Raw genomic sequence first — 17060 nt, 5'->3', positions numbered from 1 at the left:
ATTGTTACTGTGCGTTTTGAAGTTGTTTCTTTTTCCGGAATACGGAAAGTAAAGCGAAGCTCACCAGCCATGCTGTTATCCCTGCCGCTACGGCGAGCGTACAGGCTCCCAATACATATTGCAGGAAGTTGGCCTTAATAGTTTGCTTTACAGCATCCAGGGTTTGACCCATAAAAATCAGGTCCCTGGAATGTTGCCCCATGAATAATTCCCCCGTTACAAAGCTGGCATATAACACCCCTATGGTTAACGGCGGCGTACTGATATGGGCTGCCAGTACTACCAGCGCTTTATTCAGCTTAAATTTGATGGATAGCAGAATAGCTACCAGCAGTTGGAATCCCCAGATAGGAATGATGCCCATAAATACCCCGAATCCAATAGCAGCCGCTTTCATCGCATTGCTTTCTGTTGGATTCAGCACTTCATCTCTCCACATCTTTTTCCAGTTATCCCACTTAGACAGATAACGGATGACATCTCTGGGTTTGATATAGATGAGGGTAATAAAAACCAATACCGTATTGAGTACGCTGATACGGGAGAAATCGCGGAAAGGACGGAAATGGGAGATACGTTCTTCTGCTGGCGGGTAATATACCTGCACAGGCGCCCAATCGATCTTTATTCCTTTCCAGGCACTACGTACCAGCACTTCTATTTCAAACTCATATTTAGTACACCAGTAGCGGGTATTCCCCATACGGTGCAGTGGATACAACCGATAACCCGATTGCGTATCCGGTCCTTTCAGACCCGTTTCCACATAAAACCAGAAGTTGGAGAACTTATTGGCAAATGTATTTTTGCCAGGCATGTTCTCCTGTTGCAGGTTACGCGCACCAATGACGAGCGCATTGGGGTCTTCCTGAATCTTATGTAGTAATATCGGCAGATCAGATGCAAAATGCTGACCATCTGCATCCATGGTAATGACATAGTCATACCCCTGCTCTTTTGCATAGCTAAACCCTCTGCGCAAGGCAATTCCCTTCCCACGGTTAGGGCTATACGATACTAACTGAATCAGCGGATTAGCGGCTAAAATCTCCGACGTATCATCCGTGGCGCCATCGTTGACAACGATGACGTGATGGGTATAAGTCAGCGCATCCTCCAATACAGCTGCCAGCGTGGTGGCATTGTTATAGGTAGGAATCAGCACGGCTACCCGATGCTGTTCAAACAGTTCGTTATGTGTTGGCGAAACAGACATGCGATTATTTAAACAGTCCCTGGAACTTCATGAAAGTTTTATCTTCCCGCTTCAGGATAGCTGTCACCTTCAGTCCGGTTTCTTCTTCCTTGTACTGCACCTGTATATCCACCAGCGGCGTCTGACGCGGATCAATCATATTCAAGAATTTCATCTGATTCGCTTTCTGCAAGGTTACCTTACGGCTGGTTGCTGCAGCCAGAAATTCAGTGATGGTCTGCATCATGCATACGCCAGGTACCACAGGCTGCTCCGGAAAGTGCCCTCCGAAAATCGGATGCGACGCATTCAGTTCAATCGTTGCATTTACCTGTCCTGGTTCCTGTTTCTGTTCGGTAATGGTATAAAAGCTGCCAGCTAACATGTGTTTATTTTTTTTCCACCCTCTGCAGGGAGATATTAAATTTAAAATTGAGATGTTTGATATAGATACTATCAGGTACGCCGTTGGTATAATGATCCATGGTGATACGTACTACCGGTTTCCGTTCTGATGATTTCTCTATTCTTAATAACTGCGTACAGTCGTTATTCGTTATATAGTAATTATTCCCTTTTTCAGTAGGCACTACTACATAGGTACTACTATCGTCCTTTGCTACGTGGGCTTGAGACAAGTCGGGCCGCATGAGCACCAGGGCAAAATCCTGACTCAGCGTTTTCACCACCGCTTTCTTATCCATCTTAGGGATAATGAAATGTTTGGTGAAATGGCCGTCTTTATCATATTCAAAGTCAAAAAACTTAAATCCCATTTCATTCGCGAACACCATTCTCAAAGAGCTGTCTGGCATCATTTTCAGAAATACCAGTCCGCTGAGATGATGTTTCATGACATTCACCTGCGTACTGTATAAAGTATTGCTGAACTGTGGTGCAAATTTTCGGATACAGTTCACATCGCCATGCTCCTGAGTACGAAGACCCTTATAGACAGACCGGCATCCGCCGAAGGCGAACGTCAAAACAATCAAACTATTTAGCAGAAAATAACGCATCCGGAATATTTGCATTCAGTTGTTTATGCAGAAAACTAATGGTGGTATCATCGCCGGATTGTTCATCCATTGTGATTTTAGAAACAGAGTAGTCCTGTTTGTCCACCAGCAGCGTGATTTTGCTGAAATATTCTTTCAATGCCTTGTTTGCCGGCACCATTTCCAGTTTGTAGAACTGTGGATTTTCAAATGCTTTAGTGGTGAAGTCGGCATTATCCAGCACGGTTCCACGCACGCAATCCACGGTGATCTTATTAATCTGGTCAAATAGTTTGTTGGCTTTTCCGGACACTTTATTTTCCTTCTGGGCATCCTTGATTTTAATCTCTTTACCATTGATCACCAGCAGGTAGTAAGATGGCTGTGTATATTCCATTCTCACCTTACTATCCTTTTTGAACCAAAACTTTCCTTTGGAAGTGATCTTATCGGAAAGCATACTTAAATTCTTCTCCTGTACAAAATCACACTGGATACTTTGTGTATTCTGGGCAGCTTTTGCAAACTGCTGCTTCAGCGGAGCCAGGTCCGTAACAGGTTTAAACCCTGTCTGTGCCTGCATCTGCAAGGAAAACAATCCACAAACTACCAGTAACAACCATTTACGCATAAGCGGATATTTTTAATAATTTATCAATTCGATCCAGTCTGTAACCACGTTCCCGGATTCCTGCAATCAGTCTTGGCAAAATGTCTGCCGTAATCTTACAGGTGTCATGCAACAGGATAATCGCTCCCGGATGCAGTTGTGACAGAATATGATATAATAACTTTTCTTCATCTTTAGCCACTGTATCCAGCGACCGTATACTCCAGCCGATGGATTTCAGATTTTGTCGTGCTACCGCAGTCGCCAGATTGGGATTGGTAACGCCATATGGCGGCCGGAACATCCTTGGTTTCAGATCCAGTACATTCAGCACCTGGTCTTCCATCGTGTCCAGATCAATCATCATTCTCCTGCTGCTATACATATCGAACCAGAAATCATGACTCCAGGAATGGTTTCCGATTACATGACCTTCTGCATGTATACGTTCCAGCAATTCATCATTTTCAGGAATATTTTTACCAATACAAAAAAAGCCGGCCTTTACATTTTCCTTTTTCAGGATATCCAGCACTACAGGTGTAAATTCCGGTAGTGGTCCATCATCAAAGGATAAAGCCACCACTTTTTCTGTGGTATCCCCTTTTGACAGAGAAGGGATAAAAAAATTTGCCTGCACCTTTATAGCACCTCGTACACATAATCCAATATATACTACCAGGAGCACCGTCAGCCACCACACAGAGATATGATACCCCAGGGTAAACCGGATTAATGCCCAGATCCCCATCATTGCGATCAGCATCCTGTATGTAAACCGATGAGTTAACATGCACGCAGTAATATCATGGAATGATGCGTTCCCTGATGATGATTATATATTAATACGTTCTTCAACTTTGTTGGTGGCTGACCATAAAACATAGCTGCCGCAGGTACATCCTGCTCTGCTATCATTCTGTTTGCCATCCAGGTTCCAAAAGCCATGGCAGTCGGATATTCTCCGCAAAGATGTTTGAAGCAGGCTTCCGGATGCTCCGGAAACAGCGCTGCTGCTACTTCTTCATACATCTCATCATGATCAATATGGCCATTACGTCCGGTTACCAGCAAGTCTATATCTCCCAATTCACAATCATGCGCTTCCAGGAATTTCACGATCTCCCCTATCACTTCTCCCTCCCACAATGGTTTATAGATGGTGGAGAGTCCTACCAGTTCTGCTGCTGCATGTGCACCTTTTTCTGTACTTAACGTAAAGAACGCAGCGCCTTCTCCGGCAATAGTACCAGTTTCCGGGCTGTTGAGCAGCTCCATCGTTTTTACAGCCACTTTTTTATACATTCCCAACCGGGAAAGGATCTGGTGACTGTAATTGGTAATTTCATCCAATCCGCCTGCCAGCACATGTTTTGCCGAGCCTTCCTTCAGGATCATCATCGCATCCAGTAACCCATGTTCAAAGGAAAATCCGCGATGTACAAAAGTGTTGTTATAAGCGTTACATCCCATCAGCAAGGCAATCTGCCCGCCAACAGTGTTGTGTGTCGATTGAATAAAGGCAGTAGGCGTCAGCATTTCTTCCTGCTGCGAAACGAGTTTATTGAGGAAAACGCCGGTATCATCGAGGCAGCCATAGGCCGTGCCGGTGATAATGGCGTCTGGCATGGTAATGCCAGCTTCCTCCATACTGAGGTTGGCAGCGCCAACGCCCATTTTCACCACGCGACTCATCCTGCGTATCTGCTTCAGGTCTATCCATTGCTTATAGTCAGGATCAACGGTGGAAAGGCGTACCTGGTCGTATTCCCTCAGCGTTGCAAACAAAGGGCCTATCTGCGCAGTTTCCTGCGGAGAAATACAACCGGAGCCATTTATATAGATGTTCATGTAATGCAGTTATTCTTTTGAAAACACCAGGCTGGAGCAGTTGCCACCAAAGCCAAATGAATTGGACATGACATGATGCAGGTCATTGCCGGTACTGAATGCGGTTACTGGCGCAAAAGGCAGTTCTTTCATCTGATGTTCGAAACGGGCATTCGGATAGATAATTCCATCCCGAAGCGCCAGCGAAGCATAAACGGCCTCAATTCCGCCACTAGCGCCCAACGTATGTCCTGTAAAGGATTTCGTGGAGCTCATAGCAGGGAAATGCGGCGCAAACAGCCGATTGATAGCAATTCCTTCTGACACGTCATTATTCTGTGTACCGGTACCATGCAGGTTAATGTAATCGATATGATGCGGTTGCAGTCCGGCCATATCCAGCGCGCCTTTCATGGCCAGATAATTACCTGTTCCATCAGGGGAAGAGGCAGTCTGGTGATAAGCATCATTGGCATTGGCGAAACCGCTGAGTCGCGCCCATGGATGAATATGCGCCAGTAGTGCATCAGAAACTAATACAACATATCCAGCGCCTTCGCCCAGATTCAACCCGGTGCGGGTTTCATCAAAAGGCCTGCAAGGCTGCTGATCCAGGATCATCAAGGTATTAAACCCATTGAGCGTAAACCTGGTCAGCGAATCAGTACCGCCGGCAATCACGATATCCACAATATTATTGCGGATCAGTCTTGTACCATACATCAGCGCATTGGCTGCCGATGAACAAGCTGTGCTGATAGTTGATATATGATGACGAATGCCCATCGCATCCGCTACCAGTTCTGTTACAGTGCCGCATTCATGTTGAATTACCTGATGCAGTCTTCCTCCTTGTGGGTTGGACAGGAAGGTATTAAAGAAATCTTCCGTCTTGTCCATCCCTCCTACCGTATTGGCAGAAACCAGTCCCACCCTGTACTGAGAGATATCTCCCAGTCCGGTAGATTTCCAGGCTTCCCGGGCGGCGATCAGACTGAGTAATGCTGTTCTGCTGGTATTTTCCGGCATACGCGCCATATCTGCCAGCTGCTCATTATCTGCCTTCACTTCCGCCACCGGGAAGGTATTTCGATGCACGGAGTGCAGGTATTCCATGGCCGTCATACCGGGTTGCATTGCTTTGAATGCTGCCAGGTTTTCCTGGAGATCCATGCCTATGCCACTGATGACGCCACCACCTGCTATCCACACCTTTTCACTCATGCCTGCTGTTTTTGTTGAGCGGTGATAAATTCTGCCATCGTACGGATGGAGTGGAATATTTCAGGGCCCTGTTCAGGGTTGGCAATGCGGATGTTGTAGTGCTGTTGCAACAGAACGATCAGCTCCAGCGCATCGATAGAATCGAGGCCCAGACCGGTTTTGAATAAAGGATCATCATTTCCGATATCTTCCGGTTTCACTTCCTGCAAATTCAATTGTTCAATGATCTGCGATTTCAGATCCGACATCAACTTTTCCACGTGTTATATAGTTTATTTTTTTACTTTTTTAAGTATACCGGGGGAGACAACCGGCTATCGGATAGCATCCAGACTTTCTTTGTCCAACACTTCCTGACCGTTTCGCTCCACCAATACCATAATGACCTCATAATCCTGCTCCATTACCTCCACCCACGCTACCAGGCAAGCCTGTAAAGGGGTGGCAGACAAGAGTTCCGTAGGATAAGCAGAAAGCAAAGCGGTATCGAACTGTTCGGATACAAAAAATGTATTCTCCCCTTTAAATCCATGCCGGATGCATATCTCACCCATTACAATATTGGGCAATGTATATACAAACAAGGCCGGGCTGGCAAAATCCTTTACGGTGGCATAATAGCGGATATCTGTATCCAGACTGGCACTACGGTTAGAAAGAATCATTCCCACCGCTTCTTTTGGCAATTGCAGTATAGGGCTATCTTTCAGCAGTACTTCTGCCGCCAGCCATCCCAATTTACTCAGCGGGTCCATTTTATGGAACTTGGGATACTGACCAGAAAACTGATCGTATGCCCCTCTGAGAAATTCCTGCAATTCCGCACCTGGCGCTTCCCACACGAGTTCACCGTTATGGTAAATGCCATTGTTTCTGATAATACAGGTACCTGTTATATATGCTTTATTACTCAACTGATGAACCGCTTTTTAATTTCTCCGTTAATTCAATCGTGCGCGCCAAACGTTTCAAAGCCGTATCATGATTGATCACGAATGGATTGGATTGATCCCATACATAACCTGCCAATACAGAACAGATTTTGCCTTTGATTTCAGGATCTGGATTCTCAGAGAAGAAAATGGTATCCAATGTACCTTCATACCAGGCCATTACATATGAACGGAAAGTATTTACTCCCTGCATAGTTGGCTCCATATATTCCTTCTCCCAGTCTACCTCTTCGCCTTTCAGTTTGCGAATAACCAGCTTGGCGGCCGTTTGACTGGACACACATGCCAAAGTTACGCCAGAAGAGAAAATCGGGTCTAAAAATTCTGTTACATTTCCTGTCAGTACATAACCATCACCGTAGAATTTATCGGTAGTGGCGGACCATGATTGCAGAATTCTAGGCTCGAACACCAGCTCTACATCGCGGAAACGCTCCCTGGTATAAGGTTCTGCTTCCAGCAATGCACGATACTTCTCCTCGTCGGTGCCAGGGTATTGTTCAAAGAACTCCGGATCTCCCACAAATCCTAAACTGGTAACCCCAGTGGAAAATGGAATGATCCAGATCCATGTTCCTTTCTTATGTACAACTGCCGTGATACGGTTAGGCTCATCCGCCATCGAACGACGTTTGTCTACCGTATGCGCAAACAATGCTTTTCTTGGCTGTAAGTTGGAGTTTTTCTCCAGGTTAAACAGCTTTGGAATCACACGACCATAACCGCTACCATCCACAATAAAACGCGCCTCAATCTGCGATTGATTACCGTCTTTATCCTCAACAGTAGTTACAGAATCAGATCCATTAAATCGTATATCCGTCACCGTTGTCTCGTATGAAACTGGCACTCCCATGCTTTCAACGGTATCAGCAAGGGTTTTGTCGAAGTCCGCCCGCGTCACCTGCCAAGTCCAGGTCCATCCTGGCGTATGTTGCTCTTTGAATGTGAAATCACAAACTTTCCCTCCTTTCACGAACTTGGCGCCATATTTCTGCTGGAAGCCTTTTGCTTCAATTGCCTCAATGAATTTTGCCTCCTTCAGGGCGTCCATGCAACGTGGGAGCAAGCTCTCGCCGATGACAAAACGCGGGAATGTCAGTTTTTCTACAACTTTCACCTTATAGCCAGCCTGGTGAATGATGGACGCGGCCACTGATCCCGCAGGACCAGCGCCAATAACCAGCACATCGACTTTTTCAGTTTTCATACGATGTAATTTTGGGATGTATTGATTAAGTATTTTGATTGCAAGGCACTACTATGTATAACTACGCTTTCTTACATTTCAGCAGGGTGTAATTCAGTCCCATCTGGTTATTTTCTTCTGCGATAACCAGTCCTGCTTTTTCAACGCATTGGAAGAAATCATCCGTATGGTACATCTGGCTGTTACCATTAGCCATAGCGGTGAAATACAGGGAAGTCTGCTGCAGACAGAAAGCGGCCGATTTAAACTGCTGACGGTTCCAGAATGGTTCCAGGATATAAATGGTACCATTGTCGTTCAAAGCTTCGCGGCAACGGGAAAGAATAGATTCAATTTCCGCTTCAGAGAAGCAATCCAGGAACTGGCTCATCCAGATAGCATCAAACCCTTTAGGGAAAGGAATACTTTCATCCAGGATATTGGCAATATGGAAATGCACACGGTTTTCAACGCCGGCATCTTTCATTTTTTGCTGTGCAATACCCGCCTGACCAGGCAGATCGAAGATGGTTACTTCTACCTCTGCATCTTTTGCAGTGCAGGCCAGTGCCCATTTACCGGTGTTACCACCGATGTCCAGCAATTTCTTTGGTTTATTTTCAAATACGATATCCAGCGCCGCAGGCGTTGCGAGATCAGAATAATAGTGATCGAAGTCGAACCAGCTTTTACCCACTGCAGGAGGCAGCAGAGAAAGGCCAGGATAAATGGTATCCCATGGACCCAGTTCACGCAAACCAGCAGGTTTACCGGTTTCCAGACTTTCCCGCAGATGATACATCCCTTTATAGCAGATGTCCTGGGTAAAGTCCATATTAATACGGGTTAATTCATCGTGTAAAATGAAGTATCCGGTTTTGGTAAGGGTGTATTTCTTGTCATTCACAATAACCAGTTCCATACCTAAACCTGCTTCCAGCAATACTCTGACAGCATATCGGTCCATTTTGGTTTGTTCCATGATGTCCTCGATGGTGATACCTTGTGATCTGCTGTTGCTGATGGCAGTTAAAATACCCATATCGCGCAGCGCCCTTGTAGCCTGAAAAGCAACCGGAGCGAAGGCGAGCCATAACGCGGCTTCCTTGGCTTGTAATGCTGTTTTTGTTTCTTTATTAAACACGACAATGATTAAATGTAGCTGATGTTCGGGATTGTTGTAGGCCGCTGCATTCAGCTGATTAAACTAAAAACCATGGCGGCATTGCATCCTCCGAATCCTGATACTGTTTTAAGCAGGTGCGTAGCTTGCGTGTGCGTAATGGCGTTACTAATATTTACCGGCATGGTTACACCGGGAGTTTCAAAATTCTTGGTTGGCAATACGACCCCTTTTTTCAGGGCCTGCATACTAATAATAGCTTCTATCAAGCCCGCTGCGCCAAGGGTATGACCATAATAGCCTTTCAGACTATTCACTGGTCTTTCAGCCAAACCTGCATGATGTAAGGCTTTCGCCTCCATTTCATCATTATAAAGCGTAGCTGTGCCATGGGCAGACACGAAGCCTATATCTTCCGGTTGTACTCCAGTCCCCGACATCGCCAGTTGCATGGCAGCTGCCAGTTCCTCGCCAGTGCGGGAAGGACCGGAAATATGATTGGCGTCATTGCTGACAGCCCCATTCCCCAACACAAAAGCGCCTGCTTTCGCAGGATCATTTGTCAGGATAACAGTAGCTGCGCCTTCGCCCAGCGACACGCCGGAACGGTTGGCATCAAATGGGCGGCAAGGGCCGGCACTCACAGCCTGGAACGACTGAAAGCCGGAAAGCACAAAACGGGTCAGCACATCTGCTCCCGTCACAATCACCTGATCATAAATACCTGCCTGAATCAGTCGCTTACCTGTCAGGATAGCTAACAATCCAGAAATACAAGCGCTGCTGACCACCACCGGTTCATTCACGAAACCGAAATGGTCTGCTATTTTCCTGGCGGTAGCGCCAAGTTGCATCTCATGTACTGGTATTTCCACAGGCGCTTCTGGCTCATGGATATCTCCAACTGCAACTACTGCCTGCGCTTTCTCCACACTTTGCTCTAGCAGTTCAATGTTTCCTTTGGTGGTGGATACAATGAATCCTGTACGGGAACTCTGTGTGTCGATATTGGTCTGGCGCAGCGCATCCGCTATGGATACGAGCAACAGCCGTTCAAATTTCGTGTATTCATTTGCGTTATACTGTCCGGCATAGGATTCAAGCTGACCGGGGGCCAGCATGGCAGCATAAAACGGAGCAGCGGCATAGGCTGCATTATCATGCAGTTGGATCCCACTATTACCCTGCAACACCTGTTCGAAATTCTGAAGGGTAGTACTGCCCAGTGGACTCACAATATTATCAGCGGCAACAAATACCTTTTGCATAGTACCCTTTTAAATCAGCCCCTGTTCCTTTTTCCATTTGCTGAAAAAAGGAGGCATAGTAAGTTGCAGCAGAGAAGTTTCTTTGTCCAGGAACACCTGCACGGAGGAACCTTTTGCTACTACTTCACCAGTGGCTGCATTGGTAAGAACGTATTCAAATTTCATTTTCGCCGCCAGATCGTCGATGTAGGTGGTTTTCACCAATACCTTATCACCGTAACGAAGGGGGCGCTTATAATCACACTGGATATTGACCACCGGGACGGTAAATCCTTCGGCAGCAATATCCAGGTAACGAAGTCCGTATTTTTCACCGAAAGCCTCTCTTCCGTCTTCAAAATACTGCACATAATTCCCATGCCATACAATCCCTAATGGATCACAGTCATTAAAACGGATTGATATGGTGGTGCTCTCGGTTAAACGCATTATTTATTATCCTTTCTTTTTCGCTTTTTTAGGAGCTGCCGGACCTTCTGCTACGGCAGTTTTCCCTTGTTTTTTAGGCTGTTCCTGTTCTTCTACCGGGTCTTTAGCATCTGCATACTTAGCCTGGAGTTTTTTGTAGTCATCATCAAAATGACCCAGTACTTTATAAACGGTGTAAGCCCAATAGTTACGGAAACCAAAACCTTGTGCTTTACCGTCCATACGTTCGGTCATCAGTACGTGTTTGGTACCCATATCGATGATGGTCAGATACATGGAAGCAGATTTTTCTGTTTTGCTCATGCCATCCATTACCAAAAGTACGCCGATTCCCTTTTTTCCTTCGAAATTGAAGTTTTTTACCAATTTCGCAACATCCTCAGGGGTAATTCTGTGGAAGTCGCCCGAATTATCGGATTTAAGTGTTTCGGAATTGGTGGTAAGATTGTGTTTATTTACCAGGGAGATGTCGTAAGTGACATTTTTGTGTCGGAGAGACCCGGGCACATCATACTTCTTGGGTTCATTGACGATCACCTGGTTGATACCTGCAAAGTGACGATTAATCACGTCGGTAGCGTCTGCGCCGGCATCAGCGATAACGCGCGCCTGTGTGAAATCCACACCCAGCCAGGTGAAAGAAGAGTCCTGGTTATCGAGGAAATTCTTCAGTTTTTGCGCCTGAGCGGCTGACATACAGCAAGTCAGAATAAAGGTTGCTACCAGAAAAATTTTACTGGTTTTCATGATGCTTAAAATTTAGGGGTTGATGAATATTTTCAGTTCGCACTGAGCCATCACCTTATCCTGATACATCACTTTTGCGTTCACCATAGTTGCATTGAACACTTCTGCACCTATCACGGTGGTTGTTTCGATGGTGGCTCCTGCTGGCGGTAATTCGAAAATTTCAAAGTCTTTCACTGCTCCAATAAATCCTAAAGGAACAGGGGTATTATTCTGTTTGGAGATATAACCAATCCGGGCAGCTGCTGTCTGCGCCATATTCTCCATGAGTCCTGGCGCGGTGAAATGCCCGTCCTGCACGAAAATATTATCCCCGGCAATTTGCAGGGCAGTGCGGGTAGAGGGGCCCTCTACTTCCAAGATGCCACTGATCATTACAATGGGTGGGCGTTGCGGAATATAAGCGGTTATATCGTCTGAATGAATAAACATCTTCACAAGTTATTGTATTAAAAGAAATACGAAGTAAATAGAATTATACGAATTTATTAACAGTAAAAACCCGGAAATTTTACTGACGGTAAACCTGGCTTTACTTTTCCCAGAAGTCGAAATAATTGAACCATTGTTCAGGGTATTTCCGGATCATTTCTTCCATATGGGCAACAAAATCATTCAGCGCCGCCGCCTGTTCCTTACGGCCGTTATAGACTTTCGGCGGGGTGGCGTAAAAATGATAATGGGTAGCGGATTCCTTGAAGGCAAAAACTGCGGAAACCGGCACCCGGAAGGTAGATGCCAGCAGGAATGGCCCTAGTGGAAACTGTGCAGGCGATCCTAACAAATTGGCGGTCATGGTCTTATTGCCAGGCAGGAACCTGTCGGCATGCATACATACCAATTCCTGATTGCTCAATGCATCATTGATGGCGTAGATATGCGAAAGATCATCCTTTAACACGATGATATTCACATTCCTGCCTCCTGTAACGGATGCCAGGTATTCTTTGATACGCTCATGCTCTCCATCAAACATCACAATATTGATGCGTGTCTGCAATCGCTTAAACAAATGACCGGCCACTTCCCAGTTGCCCAGGTGTGCGCTGAGGAGAATCCCTCCTTTGCCGCCTGTTACCATTTCCCGCAAATGCGTTTCCCCGTCGAAGTCAAAGGTGAATTTGTTGGCCATATCAGCCATCACCACCACTTTGTCTATCAACGTTTGACCAAAGATATAGTAATTCCTGTACAGGCTGACGAGAGAACGCAGCCTGCCATATCCAGCTTTTGTATGGAAATATTTGTAAATAGGCCTGGAAGAACTCCAGGAGAAAAGAAAATAATATGCGGCTACAAACCGTAACAGGAAATAAGCAGGATACACGCCTCCATACCGTAATATGGCAATGAATATACTGTAACCCAGCTTATTTCCCTTCGACTTTCCCTGCCAGGACGGCATTACACGAGTTCTTTTTGCTGAATACGAGCAGTTACATAATTGTAAAAATCCTGGAAAGTGACAATGCTCTGAAAGTCTTCAGGTTTTACCTTAAAACCAAAGTTATCTTCTATGACTACTACCATATCAATATAGTCCAGACTATCAAGGTCCAGTGTAGCTTTCAGATTCGCTTCCGGTTTAATATCTTCGAGGTTAGCTTCAAATTCCTCGACCAAAAATTTGTTTGTGACAGTTATTACTTCCTTGAGTTCCATAAAATGTATAACAGATATAGGTTGATTAATAAATACTATTGGTTACCAACCAAGCCTGTAAAATCTTCAATAATCGTCCGAACGCCAAAGTTAAGAATATATTGGTAGTTACACACACAAAGGGGTACATATGAACAGGCTCCCTGTCATTGCGGGCAACGAAATTATACTCTAAATAGGCCAGTATCAATTACTTTCCGTCCCATCCCTTTACGATCAGCGAGGAGTTGGTTCCTCCAAATCCAAAGGAATTTGACAAAAATATATTAAATTTTTTATTCATTGTGTTGCTGATGATGTTCAATTTTGCGGCATCATCATCTGGATTCTCCAGGTTGATATTAGGGGCAATGAATCCGTTTTGGTGCATCAGCATGGAATATACGATTTCGCTGGCTCCAGCCATCCAGCACTCATGGCCGGTCATGGATTTGGTGGAGCTTACGGGAATATTACCTCCAAAAACTTCATAAATCGCTTTCGCTTCACTGGCATCCCCTGCTGGCGTGGAGGTAGCGTGGGCATTGATATATTCGATCTCATTTGCCTGCATACCTGCATCTTTGAGGGCGATCTGTAAGCTGCGTACCGGTCCGTCCACGGTTGGATTGGAAATATGTGCGCCATTGGAGGAGTAACCATATCCCAGGACTTCTCCGAGAATGGTGGCGCCTCTTCTTTGTGCGGATTCCAAACTTTCCAGGATCACTGTGGCAGCGCCTCCGCTAGGCACCAGGCCATCCCTGTCGCGGTCAAACGGGCGGGAAGCCTTAGCAGGATCGCTTTCACGGGTGGAAAAAGCCGCTATCGCATCGAAATTACCCATGGAGTAAACATTTACTTCCTGGGCGCCGCCGCATATTACGGCATCCTGCATCCCGCTGCGAATAAACATATATCCCAGCCCTATTGCATGTGAACCACTGGCGCATGCTGCACTGACGGTGAAATTCACGCCACGCAGTTTGAAAATGGTGGCCAGGTTCATATTAACGGTGGAGTTCATGGTCTGAAATACAGAACCAGAACCTACCAACATGGTATCTTTTTTCTCCCGCATGATATCTGTCGCTTCTACCACTGGTTTGGCGGAGCTATCATTACCATATAACAATCCGATAGGCGTACTGTCTATGTAGTCGGCATCCATCCTCGCTTGTGCCAAAGCTTCACGGGTGGCCATGAAGGCAAATTCCGCCTGTTCAGGCATCATCAGCCTGGCACGTCTGTCCAGCAGCCCTTTCAATTCAGGACGCTGCACATAGCCCGTAAGCCCCGAACGGTAGCCGAATGCTTTCCTTTCAGGGTCCAGTACAATACCGGATTTGCCCTTGTATAATGAATCTCGCACCTCCTCCAGGTTTTTCCCAATGCAGGAGTAGATTCCCATTCCAGTGATCACAACTCTGTTCATAATACCAGCGGTTAACTTTTGTTTGGGATTTTTATCAGGTGTATAAACCACCGTTGATACTCAGTACTTCCCCAGTGATATAGCCTGCGCCTTTAGATGCAAAGAAGGCCACTGCTTCTGCTACTTCTTCCGCAGTACCGAAACGGTTCATTGGAACTTGTGCAGCCAGTTCTTTCTCATTCAGTTCGGCAGTCATATCCGTTTTGATAAACCCGGGAGCAACGGCGTTTACAGTAACTCCACGTTTGGCTATTTCCTGTGCAAGGGCTTTGGTAGCGCCAATTACGCCTGCTTTTGCGGCGGAATAGTTGGTTTGCCCGGCCAAGCCTTTAATACCAGACAAAGATACCATATTAATGATACGGCCGTAACGCTTCATCAGCATGCTGCTCAACACTTGCTTTGTTACATGATAGAAGCCATTCAGACTGATATTCAGTACATTATTCCACTGACCTTCGCTCATCATGAACATCAGGCCATCCTCACGGATACCTGCATTATTCACCAGTACTTCAATCTGATCGTCTTTATGGGATTCTATCCAGGTTCCCAACACCTGCTTTACTTCTTCGGCTTCTCCTACATTAAACTGTAGTAATTCACCCGTACTTCCGGCGTTTTTCACGGCCTCCAGGGTTTCCTGGGCGGCCGCTTCATTGCCTTTATAATTGATCAGAACATGGTATCCCAGTTCTGCCATTTTAATACATACTGCTCTTCCTATTCCTCTCGACCCACCGGTTATAAGCGCACATTTCATTGCTTAAACTATTTTATTTTCTATATCTGAACCGGCTGATTGGCCATCAGGTATGCTTTAATATGCTGCAGATCCTTGTATTTCGGACTGTCCTCAATAAATTTAGGGAAAATCGCCCGCACATCCGTGTATATTTTGTGTGAGAACGCAGCCAGTCTTTCGTGACAATTCAGGTAATCTACCGCCTGTAACATGGTCATTACATGAATCGCCAACACTTCGTAAGTATTTGCAATTACCCTGCCAGCCATCAAAGCGGAATTACAACCCATGCTAACAATATCCTGGTTATCATTATTGTTAGGAATAGAGTGTACATACATTGGGAAAGACAAAGTCTGGTTTTCTGCCACCGTAGAGGTAGCGGTAAACTGAACGCCCTGCATACCGAAGTTAAAGCCCAGCTTACCCAGATTCATGAAAGGAGGGAACTTGTGGTTCAACTTCTCATTCATCAGGTAATTCAGCTGACGCTCTGATAACATGGATAATTTAGTAATAGCAATTTTTATCTTGTCCATTTCCAGGGAAACATAATCGCCATGGAAGTTACCGCCATGGAATACGTTTTCCAGTTTATGATCCACTACCGGATTATCGCTCACAGAGTTTAATTCCTGTACAACCAGTTGCTCCGCCTGTTTCAGCGTATCATATACTGGTCCGAGGATCTGTGGTACGCAACGGAGGGAATAATATTCCTGTACTTTATCTTTGAAAATTTCTTCTTCCAATTCTTTGTAAAGATGATCCGGACGATGACGTACCATCTTGCTACCTACCAACACATCGCGCATGATTTCAGCCACTTTGTTCTGGCCTTCATGTTTTTTCACGGCATTCAGTTCGGCAGATAAGTGATCATCAAATGCTTCCACGATTTCATTGATCATCGCTGAAATGGTGATAGACCAGGACAGCAGTCTTTTCGCCTCAATGAGGTTTACCAGACCAACGCCAGTCATGGCAGAAGTACCGTTAATAATCGCCAGACCTTCTCTTACATGGATACCGATTGGTTTGAGTCCCAGCTTCGCAAACACCTCGCTGGTAGATTGTAATTGGTCTTCATACCAAACCTCTCCTTCTCCAATCAACACCAACGCCAGATGAGCCAACTGTACGAGGTCGCCGCTGGCGCCCACGCCACCATGCTCAAACACGCAAGGATAAACGTTTTTATTAATCAGGTCTCTTAACAGATGAACTACCTCCGGATGAATACCTGAATGCGCCCGCATAAAACTGCTCAAACGCGCGATCATCAATCCTTTGGTATGTAAAGGAGACATCAATTTGCCAGAACCGGAACTATGGCTGCGAATCAGATTATACTGCAGCTGGAAGGTATCTTCATCACTGATGCGATACTGTGCCATAGGGCCAAATCCGGTATTGATACCATATATCAGTTTCTTTGCGGAGAACTTTTTCAGGAATTCGAAACTGGCTTCCACTTGTTGTAAAGCCGCTGCTTCCAGTACTAGCTCCTCACCATTGTAAAGAACTCTGTACACTTCTTCCAGAGACAGTGCTTTACTTCCTATTGCAACCATGGTTACTATTAAATTAAATTTATTGTTTATGTAAAAAAGTGCTCAAAAATAGCATAAAGCCAGATTTATCCAAATATTTAAACGACTCCGTTATTAAAT

The 17060-nt window shown here is 45.5% G+C and carries 20 protein-coding genes; all 20 read right to left on the bottom strand.

Annotation, left to right across the window (positions count from 1 at the left end; all coding sequences use genetic code 11):
* Window positions 1-4: 4 nt before the first annotated feature.
* Window positions 5-1216 carry a DUF2062 domain-containing protein gene (locus CLV59_RS02230; protein ID WP_111590363.1) on the bottom strand — a complete coding sequence of 404 codons (1212 nt, stop codon included), beginning with the start codon at window positions 1214-1216 and terminating at the stop codon, window positions 5-7.
* Window positions 1217-1220: 4 nt separating this feature from the next.
* Window positions 1221-1580, bottom strand: a complete 360-nt coding sequence (locus CLV59_RS02225; RefSeq protein ID WP_111590362.1) for a 3-hydroxyacyl-ACP dehydratase — start codon at window positions 1578-1580, stop codon at window positions 1221-1223.
* A 4-nt stretch (window positions 1581-1584) separates the two neighbouring features.
* The gene (locus tag CLV59_RS02220) at window positions 1585-2181 is read right to left on the bottom strand and encodes a hypothetical protein (protein ID WP_146616110.1); all 597 of its coding nucleotides are present in this window, start codon (window positions 2179-2181) and stop codon (window positions 1585-1587) included.
* Between the two features lie 10 nt (window positions 2182-2191).
* Complete coding sequence (locus CLV59_RS02215) at window positions 2192-2824, bottom strand: outer membrane lipoprotein carrier protein LolA (protein ID WP_111590360.1); 633 nt, start codon at window positions 2822-2824, stop codon at window positions 2192-2194.
* On the bottom strand, window positions 2817-3569 hold the full coding sequence (locus CLV59_RS02210) for a polysaccharide deacetylase family protein (protein WP_211323704.1): 753 nt from the start codon (window positions 3567-3569) through the stop codon (window positions 2817-2819). The genes CLV59_RS02215 and CLV59_RS02210 overlap by 8 nt, the downstream gene beginning before the upstream one ends.
* 20 nt (window positions 3570-3589) lie before the next feature.
* Window positions 3590-4654, bottom strand: a complete 1065-nt coding sequence (locus CLV59_RS02205) for a beta-ketoacyl synthase chain length factor (protein WP_111590358.1) — start codon at window positions 4652-4654, stop codon at window positions 3590-3592.
* A gap of 9 nt (window positions 4655-4663) precedes the next feature.
* Entirely contained in the window at window positions 4664-5857 is a 1194-nt protein-coding gene (locus CLV59_RS02200; RefSeq protein ID WP_111590357.1) for a beta-ketoacyl-[acyl-carrier-protein] synthase family protein, read from the bottom strand.
* Window positions 5854-6117 (bottom strand): phosphopantetheine-binding protein, encoded by a 264-nt coding sequence (locus CLV59_RS02195; RefSeq protein WP_111590356.1) that lies wholly within the window; start codon window positions 6115-6117, stop codon window positions 5854-5856. Before CLV59_RS02195 ends, CLV59_RS02200 begins: the two co-directional genes overlap by 4 nt.
* Before the next feature lie 54 nt (window positions 6118-6171).
* Complete coding sequence (locus CLV59_RS02190) at window positions 6172-6771, bottom strand: beta-ketoacyl-[acyl-carrier-protein] synthase family protein (protein ID WP_111590355.1); 600 nt, start codon at window positions 6769-6771, stop codon at window positions 6172-6174.
* Window positions 6764-8020, bottom strand: coding sequence for an NAD(P)/FAD-dependent oxidoreductase (locus tag CLV59_RS02185; RefSeq protein ID WP_111590354.1), 1257 nt, complete (start codon window positions 8018-8020; stop codon window positions 6764-6766). The genes CLV59_RS02190 and CLV59_RS02185 overlap by 8 nt, the downstream gene beginning before the upstream one ends.
* 61 nt (window positions 8021-8081) lie before the next feature.
* Window positions 8082-9143 carry a class I SAM-dependent methyltransferase gene (locus tag CLV59_RS02180; RefSeq protein WP_245950742.1) on the bottom strand — a complete coding sequence of 354 codons (1062 nt, stop codon included), beginning with the start codon at window positions 9141-9143 and terminating at the stop codon, window positions 8082-8084.
* Window positions 9144-9193: 50 nt separating this feature from the next.
* Window positions 9194-10390: a beta-ketoacyl synthase N-terminal-like domain-containing protein gene (locus CLV59_RS02175; RefSeq protein WP_111590352.1), complete on the bottom strand. Its 1197-nt coding sequence runs from the start codon at window positions 10388-10390 to the stop codon at window positions 9194-9196.
* A gap of 9 nt (window positions 10391-10399) precedes the next feature.
* Window positions 10400-10819, bottom strand: coding sequence for an acyl-CoA thioesterase (locus tag CLV59_RS02170; protein WP_111590351.1), 420 nt, complete (start codon window positions 10817-10819; stop codon window positions 10400-10402).
* A 6-nt stretch (window positions 10820-10825) separates the two neighbouring features.
* Window positions 10826-11566, bottom strand: a complete 741-nt coding sequence (locus CLV59_RS02165; RefSeq protein ID WP_111590350.1) for a hypothetical protein — start codon at window positions 11564-11566, stop codon at window positions 10826-10828.
* Window positions 11567-11578: 12 nt separating this feature from the next.
* Entirely contained in the window at window positions 11579-11998 is a 420-nt protein-coding gene (locus tag CLV59_RS02160; protein ID WP_111590349.1) for a 3-hydroxyacyl-ACP dehydratase, read from the bottom strand.
* A gap of 100 nt (window positions 11999-12098) precedes the next feature.
* A complete protein-coding gene (locus CLV59_RS02155; protein WP_111590348.1) occupies window positions 12099-12971 on the bottom strand; it encodes an LpxL/LpxP family acyltransferase in 873 nt (290 codons plus the stop codon).
* Entirely contained in the window at window positions 12971-13228 is a 258-nt protein-coding gene (locus tag CLV59_RS02150) for a phosphopantetheine-binding protein (RefSeq protein ID WP_111590347.1), read from the bottom strand. Before CLV59_RS02150 ends, CLV59_RS02155 begins: the two co-directional genes overlap by 1 nt.
* Window positions 13229-13418: 190 nt before the next feature.
* Window positions 13419-14642, bottom strand: coding sequence for a beta-ketoacyl-[acyl-carrier-protein] synthase family protein (locus tag CLV59_RS02145; protein ID WP_211323702.1), 1224 nt, complete (start codon window positions 14640-14642; stop codon window positions 13419-13421).
* Window positions 14643-14676: 34 nt separating this feature from the next.
* Window positions 14677-15405 carry a 3-oxoacyl-ACP reductase FabG gene (gene fabG / locus CLV59_RS02140; protein WP_111590346.1) on the bottom strand — a complete coding sequence of 243 codons (729 nt, stop codon included), beginning with the start codon at window positions 15403-15405 and terminating at the stop codon, window positions 14677-14679.
* Window positions 15406-15425: 20 nt separating this feature from the next.
* The gene (locus CLV59_RS02135) at window positions 15426-16961 is read right to left on the bottom strand and encodes an HAL/PAL/TAL family ammonia-lyase (RefSeq protein ID WP_111590345.1); all 1536 of its coding nucleotides are present in this window, start codon (window positions 16959-16961) and stop codon (window positions 15426-15428) included.
* Window positions 16962-17060: the final 99 nt, after the last annotated feature.

This window comes from Chitinophaga dinghuensis, from assembly GCF_003259435.1.
GTDB lineage: Bacteria > Bacteroidota > Bacteroidia > Chitinophagales > Chitinophagaceae > Chitinophaga > Chitinophaga dinghuensis.
This window is presented reverse-complemented; position numbering and strand designations above follow the sequence as displayed.